The following is a 13,024-nucleotide window of genomic DNA, read 5'->3' as shown; positions in this document are numbered from 1 at the left end:
ACGAGAAAATGGGCCAGAGGGAGGCCGAAAAAAGCAAAGCGGCGAGTTTAGCACCCTCGCCAGAGCGCCCGGAGCATGTACCATAGCGCCTTTCTCAGCTCTTGGCCTTGTTATGTCGTTGCCCTATGAATTGCTGATCGGTCTGCGCTATACCCGGGCCAAGCGGCGCAATCATTTCATTTCCTTCATTTCATTGATTTCCATGGCCGGCATCGGCCTTGGCGTGGCGGCGCTGATCGTCGTGCTATCGGTGATGAACGGTTTTCAGAAGGAATTGCGCACACGCATTCTTGGGGTGGCTTCGCATATCCAGATCACTGGCATCGACGGGGGGTTGTCGAATTGGCCGGCCCTCGCCGAGCAGGCCAAGCGCCACCCGGAAGTGCTGAAAGCGGCCCCCTTCGTGCAATCGCAAGGGATGTTTTCGGTCGACGGCGGGGTCAAGGGGGCGCTCATTCGTGGCATCGAGCCGGAACTGGAAGACGGTGTTGCCGATTTTCGCCAGCACATCACCAGCGGCAGCCTGGATGCGTTGCAGCCGGGTGCTTTCGGTGTTGTCCTGGGAGGCGACCTGGCCCGTTCCCTGAAAGTGTTTGTTGGCGACAAGCTGACGCTGATCGCCCCGCAAGGCACGGTAACGCCTGCTGGCGTGGTGCCGCGCGTGCGCGCTTTCAAGGTGGTCGGCATTTTTGAAGTCGGCATGTACGAATACGATTCGGGGCTGGCGCTGATCCATCTGCAAGATGCGCAGCGCCTTTACCAGATGGGCGATACGGTGAGTGGCGTGCGCCTAAAGGTGGAGGATTTGTTCGCCGCCCCGCGCATTGCCCGCGAACTCGCCACCATGATCGATGCCGATGCCTATCTGCACGACTGGACGAAGAGCCACGCCAATTTCTTTCGTGCCGTGCAGATCGAAAAAACCATGATGTTCATCATCTTGTCGCTGATCGTGGCGGTGGCGGCGTTCAACTTGGTGTCGACGCTGGTGATGGCGGTGACCGACAAACAAGCGGACATTGCGATTTTGCGCACACTCGGTGCGCGCCCGCGTTCCATCATGGCGGTGTTCATGGTGCAAGGTGCGCTGGTCGGCATGATCGGTCTGGTGCTGGGCGTGGTCGGCGGCGTGGCGCTGGCGCTTAATATCGACGTGGTGGTGCCGGCGATTGAAAAACTGCTGGGCGTGCATTTCCTCGCGAAGGATGTGTATTACATCTCGGATCTGCCGTCCGACCTGCAATGGGGCGATGTTTGGGGGGTGATCGTGATTGCCTTCGTGCTCTCGCTGTTGGCCACGCTCTACCCGAGTTGGCGGGCGGCGCGGGTGAATCCGGCGGAGGCGCTGCGCTATGAGTGAGTGGATTTTGCAAGCCCAAGGCCTGGGCAAGGTATTTCGCAGCGGCGAGCTGGAGGTGCCGGTGCTGCAAGACATCGATTTGACGATTGCGCCGGGCTCGACCCTGGCCATCGTCGGTGCCTCCGGCTCCGGCAAAAGCACCTTATTGCATTTGCTGGGCGGTCTGGATGCGCCCAGTAGCGGGCAGGTGTTGCTGCAGGGGCGTTCTTTGCAGGAGTTATCTGAAACTGAGCGGGGGGATTGGCGTAACCGGCATCTGGGTTTCGTCTATCAGTTTCACCATCTGTTGCCGGAGTTTTCTGCGCTGGAAAACGTCGCCATGCCCCTGTTGATCCGCCGCCAGGAGCGCTTTGCCGCACTTTCTGCCGCTGCCGATATGTTGGCAGCGGTAGGGCTGGGGCATCGCCTGCAACATCGCCCGGGCGAGCTTTCCGGCGGCGAGCGCCAGCGTGCGGCCATTGCCCGCGCCCTGGTCAGCCGTCCAGCCTGCATTCTGGCCGACGAACCTACGGGCAACCTGGATAGCCATACCGCCAGCAGGGTGTTCGAACTTTTGCTCGAACATGTCGAGCGCCAAGGGGCCAGCCTCATCATGGTCACCCACGACCGTGAGCTCGCGGCGCGTGCCATGCGTCAGTTGGAGTTGAAGGACGGCGGTTTCAAGAATCTTCTTTGCCCGAGTTGAAAAAAGCTGCCTTCTGCCACCAGGCGATGAAGCGCTGAAAAAATTCCGGCAGCAGGCCGCAGAGGCAGAGGGCGGCCAGGGCGTTCAAGAGTGCTGCCAGCGCGAACAAGGCGGGGATGCCAAGGCCGGCCTCGAGAAGGGCTGCGGCCCCCAGCGCGCCGACCACCATGAAAAGTGCATTGAGGATGTTGTTGGCGGCGATGATGCGGGCGCGCTGTTCCGGCGCGCTGCGCAGTTGCACCAGCGCGTAGAGCGGCACGATGAAGAAACCGCCAAAAACGCCGAGCAGCAGAAGATCAAAGAGTACGCGCCAGACGGCGGCCACACTGAGCAGCGCCAAGCTGTCGTGCACGCCGTTGCCGGCGAGATCGAGCGGCGAGGCGAAGTAGAGATCGAGGCCAAAGAGGGTGAGTCCGATCGAACCCAAGGGGACCAGGCCGACTTCCAGCTGTTTGCCGGAAAGGCGCTCGCACAATAGTGAACCCGCGCCGATGCCGAGGCTGAAGGTGGCGAGCAGCAGCGTCACCATCAGTTCGTTGCCGCCGAGTATGTTGCGGGTATAGGCCGGAAACTGCGCAAGCAAGAGCGCACCGTAGAGCCAAAACCAGGAAATGCCGAGGATGGCGAGAAAAACGCTGCGGTTTTTCTGCGCAAAGGCCAGATTGCGCCAGGTTTCGCGCAAGGGGTTGAGGCTGATCCGCAACTGCGGCACGGGCGGCGGCGCGGCAGGAATTCCCCGGCTTGCCACATAGCCGGCCAGCGCTACGATGAAGCCGCCGGCGGCGATCCAGGCCGGATGCCTCACCGATCCGGCGAGCAGGCCGCCAGCCAGGGTGCCCAGCAAAATGGCAACAAAGGTGCCGGCTTCGACCAGGCCGTTGCCGCCGATGAGTTCATCGTCGTGCAGATGTTGCGGCAAGATCGCGTATTTCACCGGCCCAAACAGCGTCGAATGCAGCCCCAGCAGAAACAGCGCCGCGAGCAGAATGTTCAGGCTGCCGAGAAAAAACCCCACTGCCGCCACCCCCATGATGAGCATTTCCAGCACTTTCACTATGCGCGTGAGCAGGGCTTTGTCGTATTTGTCCGCCAACTGCCCAGCCGTGGCGGAAAAAAGAAAAAAGGGCAGAATGAAAATGCCTGCCGCCAGATTGGCCAGCAGTTCAGGGGCCAGGGTCGTCCATTGCGCGGCCTGAAAAATCAGCAGCACGACGAGCGCATTTTTGAATAAATTGTCGTTGAACGCGCCGAGAAATTGCGTAGTAAAAAATGGGGCGAAACGTTTTTGCTTGAGTAGGGAAAATTGACCGCTCATGGCCGGAGGTGAGGTTTTTGCATAAAGCCTTAGCGTACCACCCAGATATGCCGGGCGATGTTGTGTTCGAGGGCGAGCTCGACTTCTTCGGCAAGGATGACGGTCATGGGTTTTTGCTGCAGGACACGCATGGGGCGGTTTTCGGCGAGCCCGTAGGCGGTGAGTTGCTCGCGCTGCAAAGCGTCGATTTCATCGCCGATCTTGGTCAGGCGGACTTCTTCGCCGGGGGTGATGAAGGCGAGCGGCAGGCGGGGGTCGTGTTGGGGGCTCATGGGGGCGGGCTCAGAAGGCTTGGGGCGGCGAAAAGGTTTACCAAAGCGCGGTAAGCACGATGTTGAACAGGCCGCCGATAAAGAAAGCGAAGGGGATGATGATGGCGAGCATGGCGAGCGCAGTTTTCAGGCCGCGCTCCTTGACCATCATGAGTAAACTCGCAAAGCAGGGAATGAACAGGGTGATGGTGATCATGCCGACGATGGCCTGCACGGGGCTCAAGGCATCGGCCAGGATGAACAGGCCGGTGGCCCCGAAATCGCGGCGCAAAAAGCCCATGACGAAGGCGGCAGAGGCTTCCTTGGGTAAGCCCAACCAACCGCTGACCAGCGGCTCGCCGGCTTCGATGATGGCCGGCAGGACGCCGATCCGGTCGAGCAGATACATCAGGAAAGTGCCGATCAGAAACAGCGGAATGACCTCGATCAGATACCACTTCAGGCGGCCGGTGGTTTTCTTCAGGACGTTTCCGGCAATCGGCAGACGCATCGGTGGCAGCTCCGTCACCAGGGGAATGCGCCGGCCGGGGACTAGGCGGGCGGCCAGGAAGCCAGCCAGGAAAAGTACGCCGACCATGGCCAGCGCCCAGACCAGCAGGGCCGAGAAAGAGACGCCGCCGAGCATGCCGAGCACGACTCCGAGCTGGGCTGAGCAGGGAATGGCCAGCGCCAGCAGGAAAATGGTGATCAGGCGCTCTCGCGGGCTGTGCAGGATGCGGGTGGTGAGCGTCGCCATGGTGACGCAGCCCAGCCCCAGCACCATCGGCAGCACGGCGCGCCCGTTGAGGCCCATGCGGGCGAAGATGCGATTGGCAATGACCGACAGGCGCGGCATGTAGCCGGAATCTTCGAGGATGCCAAAGGCAATGAAGAAGGTGCTGACAATGGGCAGGATCAGCGCCAGCGCATAGGTCATGCCCATGGTCCATAGGCCGTACTGGCCGACCAGCAGATCGCTCAGCCAGTTGTTGCCGATCTGCGCGGCGACAAAATCGGTGACCGCCGGGTTGAGAATGCCGTCGAACAGATCTTCCTCGAGCAGGCCGACCAGTGTGGTGGCCCCGAAGACGCCGACAAAGAGATAGACCGCGTAAAGCACGCCGAGCAGGATGGGAATCCCCCACAAGGGGTGCACCACGGCTTGGCCGATGCGCTGCGCGAGCAGTGGTGAGCTGCGCACGGCGCGCTGGCTGACGCTGGTGGTAAGTACGTCGGCCGCTTCGGTACGCTGGCGGGCGAGCAATCCGGGCAGGTCTTCTTCGGCGCGCTGGCGGGCGGTGTGGCGCAGCGCTTCGAGCTGGGCATAGGCCGGTCCGGCGTGCTGGCGCAACCAGTGATCCACCTCCGCGTCATTGCCGAGAAAGAGAATGGCGAGGCCACGGGCGGCCAGGCCGGGGTGCGGCGCGTGCGCCGTGATGGCGGCGGCCAGTGTTGTAATGTCTTCTTCCAGTAGCGGGTCGTAATGCAACAGGGGGTCGGGCACGGCGGCGCGGGCGATGCTGCTGGTGAGTTCGCCCATGCCCTCACCGCCGGTGGCGACGGTGGCCAGTACCGGGATGGCCAACTCTTCGGCCAGCGCCGGAATATCCACCGTCACGCCGCGCGCCATGGCTTCGTCGTGCATGTTCAGGGCCAGCACCATGGGAACGCCCAATTCAGCAAGAAGTGCGGTCAGGGTCAAGGTTCGGCGCAGGTTTTTGGCGTCTCCCACCTGCACCAGGCAGCGGCTGGGTTCGTTGAGCAGGGCCCGCATGGTGGCGCGTTCATCGTCGCTGCGCGAGGGCAGGGCGAGCACGCCGGGCGTGTCGAGTAACGTGGCGCTGGCGTCAAAACGCGCTGGCGCCTGGGTGACTTCGACCGTCGTACCCGGGTAGTTCGATACGTTGACGTAGGCACCGGTCAGGCGGTGAAAGAGCACTGACTTGCCGACATTGGGGTGGCCGACAAGGAGGATGGCCGGGGCGGTGGAGGTGTTCATCGGCTGGGGGCTTTCTGTGCTGCGCAAAGCGCGAGTTGCTGCTGTAGCCAGTGGGCATTGATCTCGCCACTGTGCTGGGCACAACGACGGCGTTGTGTATCGAGGATGACGGTGTGGGGCAGGGCACCGCTGCGGTTGCCGAAACGGGCCAGCAGGCCACGCGGTTCGCTGGGGCCGTGCAGGGCGAGTAAAGGAGGGCGCAGGGCGTTCAGGACGTGCTCCGGGGCGTTGGCAGTTTCATTTGGGCGTTGCAAGGCGATGGTGATGACGCGGGCAGTGCCTTGATTGGCGAAGGCGGCGAGCAGCGGCAGTTCGCGCAGGCAGGGAGGGCAGTCGGCACGCCAGAAATTGACGACGGTAGGGCGTTCGGGGAGCGTTGCCAGGCGTATGAAGCGCTGACCATCGGAGAGCTCGAAATCGAGCGCCGGAGACACCCCGGCATACCCTGGAAGGCTCAGGGCAAGGGCGAGGGCAAGGGCGGCAGGAAGCGCTTTTCGGTAGTAGTTCACGCGCTGGCTTGGTCAAATTACAGGCTCAGTTTCAGGCCGCCATAGACGAAACGGCCACGGTTTGGTCCCCAGATTTGGGTGACATCGAAGTTGCCGTGACGATCGACCCACAACATGCTTTCTTTGTCCGACTGCTTGAAATCGGTCAGGTTATCGATACCGAGAAAGGCCGTCCATTGCTTGTTGAGGCGATATTCACCCCGTAGGTCGAGCGTCCAGTAGGCCGGGCTTTTGTTCATCTTGCGCGTGCCGTCGAAGTTGTAACGCGGCGTGTTGGCGTAGTCGTAAAACTTTTTCAGGTCCATCGGGCCGGTCCAGGTGCCGCGCAACATGCCGGTCCACGGCCCGTTTTCGTAATCCAGGCGTAGGTAGGCGCGGGTTTCCGGGCGGGCGAAGGCAAGGGTGCCGGGTTCCGTGAAACGGTATTTGAAATGTTCGCCAGCCACTGTGGTTTCCAGTGTGGGCGTCAATTTGTAGGTGAGGGTCAGGTCACCGCCGACGACGGTGACGGGTTTTTTCGCAGAGGTGAAGACGGTGATGGGCCTGCCCATTACGTCGGTGGCACCGGAATCGAGCAGCGCCATGTTCTTGATGCGGTTGTAATTCAGGGAGCCGACCCAGGCCAGGCGGTCGCCGGCGTAGGAGAGAGCGTAGGAGGCGTTGTCGGAAATTTCGGCTTCCTTGATTTCGCGCACGATGCGCGAGGTGTCGAGGATGCCGTGATCCTGTTCGAAGAAGGAGGTGGGGGCGCGGAAGCCGCGGCCTACGGCAAAACGGCTGTTCAGTTCGTGGCTGTGATTCCACAGCACATTGAAGCGTGGGCTGGTGATGCCGCCAAAAATGTTGTGATCGTCGTAGCGTACCGAGCCATTGATTTCCACTTCGCCGTCGAGAAAGGCGTGGTAAGCCTGCAGAAAGACCCCCGGCGTTTTGTATTCGTAGTTGTCGATGCCGTCGTTGGGAGTGCCATCGGCCATCGCGCCCTTGCTCTTCAAGTCTTCGTAGCGGTAGGTGAGGCCGCCGGTGACGAGCGTCGTGCCGATGGGTTGCTGGGTGCTGGCTTCCAGGTAGTACTGCGTCTGCTCGGCTTTGTAGAGCGAATGTTCGTAGTAGGAATCCTGCTTGTGTTTGGCAAGGCCGAGGGCGAGACGCAGGTTGCCGGCACCCAGGGCGTGTGTGGCGCTGGTGACGAACTGCTGGCGGTCGGTGAAGATGATCTCCGACATGCCGCCCTTGCCGCCGTTGTAGGGAACGAAAGCATCATCCGCCGTGCCTACCACCCCGTCCGCACCGACGGCGAGCCAGCCGCCGGGATTGGGGGAAGCATTTTTGCCCTTGTTCCAACGGAAGGGGTTGCCGTTTTCGTCGCGTTTGACCTTGCCGTAGTTGTCGCCCATGGCACCGCCCATGCGTTTTTCGTCAACCAGATCGAGACGGCCGCGGATCTTGAAACCGCCCAGGTCATCGAGGAAGAAGCCGATGCCACCGAGCTTGCGCGCGTAGCCGGAATACTCCGATACCTTGTTGCCGTCGGCATCCACCGTGTCGTGCGTGTTGTAGTTGAGGTTGGCGGTGAGTGCGCCGCCGGTGAACGCGCGGGCAGCGAAGAGTTCGGTATTGGCCTGACTAAAGCTGCCGAACTGCTGCACCGCCTTGAATTCGTTGGCTGTTGGCCGACGCGTCACCATGTCCACCGAGCCGGCCAGGGCTTCCGGGGCGATCAGGCTGGTGCCGGCCCCGCGCGAGATGTCGATCCGCTCGACCCCGCCGAGACTGACGCTGTCCAGCCCGTAAGCGCTGGAGACGGAGGAAAAGATGGGGATGCCGTCGATGAGGAGCGTGGTGTAACGCCCCGGCAGGTTGTTCAGCACCACGTTGCGCACGTTGCAGATCGAGCATTCGGTTTGTACCGAAATGCCGGGGCGCTTGTCGAGTGCCTCGGTGAGCATGGTGGCACCGGTTTTTTCCAGTTCGCGCGCACCGATCGATTCGGTGGCGATGATTTCGTCACGCAACACCGGCCGGGCACCGAGCGTCTTGCCGCTGCTGACGGTGATTTCACCGAGCGCTTTGTCGGCGAGCGCCGGTCCGCTCAGCGTGGCGAGAAGGGCCAGAGTCAGCGGGCTTAGGGCAAATTCCTTGTGGGCAGACATGTCTTGAATTCCATACGGTTTCTCTGGCTGGCATTGCCACGGCTGGCTGGAGCGGAAAGGTTGGAGGAAAATTTAAGGGAATGGAAAAACGACGCCCCCGGGGCGGCCAGGGGCGTGTGGCGTTACGCTACGGCCTATTCGTGTGTCGGCTGGGTGACGAAACCGATCTTGCTCAGGCCAGCACGGCGGGCGGCGCTCATGGTTTCGGCGACGCTTTCGTAGCGGCTGTCGCGGTCGGCTTTCAGGTGTAATTCGACGTTGCTGTCCTGGGCGACGGCCTCGCGGAAACGGGCTTCGAGCTGCGCGCCATCGACCGGTTCGCTACCGACGAAGACACGGTTGTCGGCCGTGATGGCGACCTGCAGGGTCATCGGCTTTTCCGGTGTCGGTGTGCTCGAGGCACGCGGCAGGTCGACCTTGACCGAGTGCGTCATCAGCGGCGCGGTGATCATGAAGATGATGAGCAGCACCAGCATGACGTCGATCAGGGGGATCATGTTGATTTCTGCGGTCGGCATCTGGCTGCCGGTGCCGTTGAAACTGCCGATGGCCATGTCAGGCGGCTCCTTGCGCGGCGCGGGCACGCAGCGGGTGGATCTGGGCGCTGGTGGCGATCAGCGGTTTGCCGACAGTGAAGAAGGCGTGCAGATCGTGCGCGAAGGCGTCGAGGTCGGCCAAAATCAGGCGGTTGGTACGGGTAAATGTGTTGTAGGCGAATACGGCCGGCAGAGCGACGGCGAGGCCGGCGGCCGTCATGATCAGCGCTTCGCCCACCGGGCCGGCGATTTTTTCCAGCGCCGCCTGGCCGCTCATGCCAATGGCGATGAGGGCGTGGTAGATCCCCCACACCGTACCGAACAGGCCGACGAAGGGTGCCGTGGCGGCGGTGGTGGCGAGGAAAGTCAGGCCACTTTCCATGCCGGCCTGGGTGGTGGCAAGTTGCTGGCGCAAGGCACGCTCCATCTGCTCGGAAGGATCGAACTGCGACACCAGGCGGCCGCTCACGGCTTCGCAGTCGCAGTTGCAACAATTGGCCTGGCTGGCCAGCTGGGCGTAGGGGCTGTCTTCACCGGCCGCACGCAGTTGTTCGATGCCTTCATTGACGCTCTTGGCGGCCCAGAACGAGGCGACCGCCTTGGAGGCTTTGCGCAGACGCCACCAATCGAGGGATTTGGCAAGAATCAGATACCAGCTGGTCATCGACATGATGATGATGAGAATGGCGATGGCGTGCGAAACGGTGTCGCCTTGCGCCCAGAGGTGGGCCAGTCCGAAGGCGTTTTCCTGTACGGTTTCCTGCATGATTTACTGCTCCAGCTTGAAAATGATCGGGACGAGAACCCAGCTTTGCACGGCGGTGTCGCCTTGCTTGGCGGGGATGAATTTCCAGTTGCGCACGGTTTTTTGCGCCGCCTCATCCAGGCGCGGGCTGCCGGAGGAGGTGCGGATTTCGACTTCCGAGGCGCTGCCTTGTGGCGTGACCTGGACGCGCAAAATGACTTTGCCTTCTTCGCCCATGCGCCGCGATAAGGGCGGGTAGGGCGGTGGCGGATTGCGCAGGTAATCGGCATCGAAACGGGCTTGTGTGACGGCGGCCGGCGCGGGAGGCGGCGGGGGGGCTTCGACGACGGGCGGTGCCGTCGGTGCATTTTCGGCGGGGGCGCTGCTTTGCGTGGTTTCGAGTACCGGCTGCGGTGTTTTCGGTTGTGGCTGCGGGCGTGGCTGCGGTTTGACGGGAACCGGGGCGGCGACCGGCAGGGGTTTTGCTTCGGGCGGTTTTTCGATCGGTGGCGGCGGCAGAAGATCGACGATGAGCGGCATCTCCATGATTTGTGGAGCGATCGTTTTGGCCGCGAGAATGAGCAGCACAATGCCGACGTGGGCAGCAATGACGATGCCCAGCAAACTGCTGCGCTGGGTGGTACTGGGGCGGGAAAGGGCGTAGCTCATGGGCGAAAAATCGGGATGCTGTCGGCCCGGAGCAGAAAAAACCACTGGCTTGCTGGCATGTCGGCGGGCTGGCTGTGGGAAAGGTCTTACAACGGAGAGAAAAACCTGTTCGGAGAAAAACCTATTTGGTCAGGATGAGTTTGTTTTCGCGGGTGACGCGTAACAAATAGCGCTGACCGGCATGCTGGATTTCGACGGTGGTGGCCCCTTTGAGGAGTTCTGTGCTGTCAAAGCGCGGCAGTGCGGCAGGTGGCGCGGCGGAAGAGGCGGGGGTGGGTAAAGGGCTGTGGCTGGGCATGGTAAGAGTCGTTCAGCGAGGTGGTGTATTGTTGTCTAAATAAGAACCATTGTCAATAACTAACTGTCGTTTTCTATCGTTTGATTGCTTTTTTTAAGGGCTTTCAGCCAGTGCGTGGCGGCAACTGTGGCCGAGTTCGCGGATGAATTCTTTGAGCGCGATCACTTGTTGCGCCAGTTCGACGATGGCCAGCCCTGACTCCAGTTCGTGTACGCGCTGCTGGTAGTGGCGGCAGCGTTGTTCGAGGCGGTACATTTCCTGTTGCAAAAGGAGGCTGCGCCGCCCGCCAAGCGATAACAGCCGTTTTTGCCGCTGGCGCGCACGCTGCAAAGCCGCGCGCAGTTGCTGGTTTTCATCGTGCAGCTGCCTGTCGGCGTCTGCCGCCTCCTCCATGGCGCAGGGTTCGCGCTCGAGAATGGCGCGGTTTTCAAGCGGCGCAAGCATGTGGTTTTCCTGAGTGATCCAGACGCTGGCTGGCCCGCTCGCATAGCTGGCGGATTTGCGGGTCGATTTCCTGCTCGCACAAATGATCGAGCAGGCGGGCGGCGTGCAAGGCGGAGTGGCGGCAGCCGGTTTCTTCGTGGATCAGCAACTGGCCGAGCACTGCGGCCCAAAGATTGGGGTGAGGCATCGCGCGCTCCTTTAGGCGCCAATGCCGGCCAAGGCCAGCCAGAGCATGAGAGCGGCAACACTGGTGTTGAGTAGCAAGCTGTGCATGATGCCTCCTTTGTTGAGAATGGTTCTCATCATAAAGGTGGTCTGCTGCTTTGTAAACAAGAATTGTTCTTGTTTGTGATTTATTTTGCTTGGCCCGCGCGCCGCGTCTCCGCGCTGTGTCTTAGTTGTCGCGCTGGAATTCGCCTTCGATGATTTTGCCGGAGCTGGGGGTTTCTTGGCTTGTGGCGGCGTTCAGGTTTTCACTGAAGGCGCGCAGGTCGCGGCGTAGGCGGCGGGTTTTCCACCAGAACCAGCCGCCGATGAGCAGGCCAGCGACAGCGGCAATGATGAAAAATACGAGGGAAAACATCAGCCCCGCGGCAATGAGACCGGCGCTGAGCAAAAAGGCGGCGATGCGGGCGAGCGGGCTGGCCGGGGGCTGGGGGAGTGCTGGCATTGGTGTGGCGGCTTAGAACGGCAGGTCAAGGCCGGGCCAGACGGCGTGCAGCGCCTGGCGAAAATCGCTCTGGATGCGTTCGAGCGCGGCGGCAGTGTCGGCTTCAAAGCGCAGGACGACGACCGGGGTGGTGTTGGAAGGGCGCGCCAGGCCAAAACCATCGACATATTCCACACGCACGCCGTCAATGGTGATGATGTCTTGGGCAGCGGTAAAACGGCCTTCTTTTTGCAGGCGATCGATCAGGACGAAAGGTTCGCCTTCGGCCATTTTGATGTTGAGTTCCGGCGTGGCGGGAGCGTTGGGCAGGGCTTTCAGTGGCGCGTTGGCGTCTGCCGAGCGACTGAGGATTTCCAGGAGGCGAGCGCCGGTGTAGAGGCCGTCGTCAAAGCCGTACCAGCGTTCCTTGAAGAAGGTGTGGCCGCTCATTTCGCCGGCCAGCGGCGCGCCGGTTGCTTTGAGTTTGGCTTTCACCAGTGCGTGGCCGGTGTTCCACATCAGGGGTTCGCCGCCGTGCTGGCGTATCCACGGCGCCAACAGGCGTGTGCATTTGACGTCGTAGATGATGGTGCCGCCGGGTACGCGCGTGAGCACGTCGGCCGCAAAGAGCATGAGCTGGCGGTCCGGATAGATGATTTCGCCGTCCTTGGTGACCACACCGAGGCGGTCGCCGTCGCCGTCGAAGGCGATGCCGATTTCGGCGTCGGTGTCCTTGAGCGCCTGGATCACGTCGGCCAGGTTTTCTGGCTTGGAGGGGTCGGGATGGTGGTTGGGGAAATTGCCGTCAACCTCGCAATACAGTGGCACGATCTCGCAACCCAAGCGTTTGAACAGTTCTGGCGCGACCGCACCGGCAACACCGTTGCCGCAATCCATGACGATTTTCATGGGGCGTGCGAGACGAAGGTCGGCGGCGATTTTATCGATGTAGGCCGCTTTGATCTCGGCACTGCGCCGCTGGCCTTGGCCGTGGGTGAAAGCAGCGTTTTCGATGCGTTTTTTCAGCGCCTGAATGGCCTCCAGCGCGAGCGTGGTGCCGCCGATGACCATTTTCAGGCCGTTGTAATCGGGCGGATTGTGGCTGCCGGTAACGGAAACGCAGGAGTCGCAACCCAGTTCGTAAGCAGCGAAATAGGTGAGCGGAGTGGGAACACAACCGATGTCGATTGCATCGCAGCCGGCAGCGCAAATGCCATCGATCAAGGCATTGGCCAAGGCTGGTCCGGAGAGGCGGCCGTCGCGGCCCACCGCGATTGCCGTTTGCCCTTGTTCGCGGGCGAGTGAGCCGAGCGCCTGGCCGATTTGGCGTACCACGCCCGGAGTCAGGCTCTGATCGACGATGCCGCGGATGTCGTAGGCTTTGAAAATTTCAGCAGGCAGGTTGGACATG

At 61.7% G+C, this 13,024-nt stretch carries 15 protein-coding genes; 2 read left to right on the top strand and 13 right to left on the bottom strand.

What is annotated here, in order from left to right; all coding sequences use genetic code 11:
* Window positions 1-118 precede the first annotated feature (118 nt).
* Together ACM62Q_RS06600 and lolD are read left to right on the top strand one after the other, a co-directional pair.
* Complete coding sequence (locus ACM62Q_RS06600) at window positions 119-1,360, top strand: lipoprotein-releasing ABC transporter permease subunit (RefSeq protein WP_415034837.1); 1,242 nt, start codon at window positions 119-121, stop codon at window positions 1,358-1,360.
* A complete protein-coding gene (gene lolD, locus ACM62Q_RS06595; RefSeq protein WP_415034795.1) occupies window positions 1,353-2,045 on the top strand; it encodes a lipoprotein-releasing ABC transporter ATP-binding protein LolD in 693 nt (230 codons plus the stop codon). Before ACM62Q_RS06600 ends, lolD begins: the two co-directional genes overlap by 8 nt.
* On the opposite strand, the gene ACM62Q_RS06590 is transcribed toward lolD, so the two are convergent.
* From ACM62Q_RS06590 to ACM62Q_RS06530, 13 genes are all read right to left on the bottom strand, one after another.
* Window positions 2,020-3,360 carry an MFS transporter gene (locus ACM62Q_RS06590; protein WP_415034793.1) on the bottom strand — a complete coding sequence of 447 codons (1,341 nt, stop codon included), beginning with the start codon at window positions 3,358-3,360 and terminating at the stop codon, window positions 2,020-2,022. The genes lolD and ACM62Q_RS06590 overlap by 26 nt on opposite strands.
* 29 nt (window positions 3,361-3,389) lie before the next feature.
* Window positions 3,390-3,632 carry a FeoA family protein gene (locus ACM62Q_RS06585; protein WP_415034791.1) on the bottom strand — a complete coding sequence of 81 codons (243 nt, stop codon included), beginning with the start codon at window positions 3,630-3,632 and terminating at the stop codon, window positions 3,390-3,392.
* Window positions 3,633-3,669: 37 nt separating this feature from the next.
* The gene (gene feoB / locus ACM62Q_RS06580) at window positions 3,670-5,610 is read right to left on the bottom strand and encodes a ferrous iron transport protein B (RefSeq protein WP_415034789.1); all 1,941 of its coding nucleotides are present in this window, start codon (window positions 5,608-5,610) and stop codon (window positions 3,670-3,672) included.
* Complete coding sequence (locus tag ACM62Q_RS06575; RefSeq protein WP_415034787.1) at window positions 5,607-6,119, bottom strand: TlpA family protein disulfide reductase; 513 nt, start codon at window positions 6,117-6,119, stop codon at window positions 5,607-5,609. Before ACM62Q_RS06575 ends, feoB begins: the two co-directional genes overlap by 4 nt.
* A 17-nt stretch (window positions 6,120-6,136) precedes the next feature.
* On the bottom strand, window positions 6,137-8,272 hold the full coding sequence (locus tag ACM62Q_RS06570) for a TonB-dependent receptor plug domain-containing protein (protein WP_415034785.1): 2,136 nt from the start codon (window positions 8,270-8,272) through the stop codon (window positions 6,137-6,139).
* Window positions 8,273-8,406: 134 nt separating this feature from the next.
* A complete protein-coding gene (locus ACM62Q_RS06565; RefSeq protein ID WP_415034783.1) occupies window positions 8,407-8,826 on the bottom strand; it encodes an ExbD/TolR family protein in 420 nt (139 codons plus the stop codon).
* Between the two features lies 1 nt (window position 8,827).
* On the bottom strand, window positions 8,828-9,574 hold the full coding sequence (locus ACM62Q_RS06560; protein ID WP_415034781.1) for a MotA/TolQ/ExbB proton channel family protein: 747 nt from the start codon (window positions 9,572-9,574) through the stop codon (window positions 8,828-8,830).
* A 3-nt stretch (window positions 9,575-9,577) separates the two neighbouring features.
* Window positions 9,578-10,222, bottom strand: coding sequence for an energy transducer TonB (locus ACM62Q_RS06555; protein WP_415034779.1), 645 nt, complete (start codon window positions 10,220-10,222; stop codon window positions 9,578-9,580).
* Window positions 10,223-10,343: 121 nt separating this feature from the next.
* The gene (gene hemP, locus ACM62Q_RS06550; RefSeq protein ID WP_415034777.1) at window positions 10,344-10,520 is read right to left on the bottom strand and encodes a hemin uptake protein HemP; all 177 of its coding nucleotides are present in this window, start codon (window positions 10,518-10,520) and stop codon (window positions 10,344-10,346) included.
* A 93-nt stretch (window positions 10,521-10,613) separates the two neighbouring features.
* Window positions 10,614-10,964: a hypothetical protein gene (locus ACM62Q_RS06545; protein ID WP_415034775.1), complete on the bottom strand. Its 351-nt coding sequence runs from the start codon at window positions 10,962-10,964 to the stop codon at window positions 10,614-10,616.
* A complete protein-coding gene (locus ACM62Q_RS06540; RefSeq protein ID WP_415034773.1) occupies window positions 10,948-11,151 on the bottom strand; it encodes a hypothetical protein in 204 nt (67 codons plus the stop codon). The genes ACM62Q_RS06545 and ACM62Q_RS06540 overlap by 17 nt, the downstream gene beginning before the upstream one ends.
* A gap of 207 nt (window positions 11,152-11,358) precedes the next feature.
* Window positions 11,359-11,634, bottom strand: a complete 276-nt coding sequence (locus tag ACM62Q_RS06535; protein WP_415034771.1) for a hypothetical protein — start codon at window positions 11,632-11,634, stop codon at window positions 11,359-11,361.
* A gap of 12 nt (window positions 11,635-11,646) precedes the next feature.
* The gene (locus ACM62Q_RS06530) at window positions 11,647-13,023 is read right to left on the bottom strand and encodes a phosphomannomutase/phosphoglucomutase (RefSeq protein ID WP_415034769.1); all 1,377 of its coding nucleotides are present in this window, start codon (window positions 13,021-13,023) and stop codon (window positions 11,647-11,649) included.
* Between the last annotated feature and the right edge of the window lies 1 nt (window position 13,024).

This window comes from Azonexus sp. (assembly GCF_047638095.1).
GTDB lineage: Bacteria > Pseudomonadota > Gammaproteobacteria > Burkholderiales > Rhodocyclaceae > Azonexus.
This window is presented reverse-complemented; position numbering and strand designations above follow the sequence as displayed.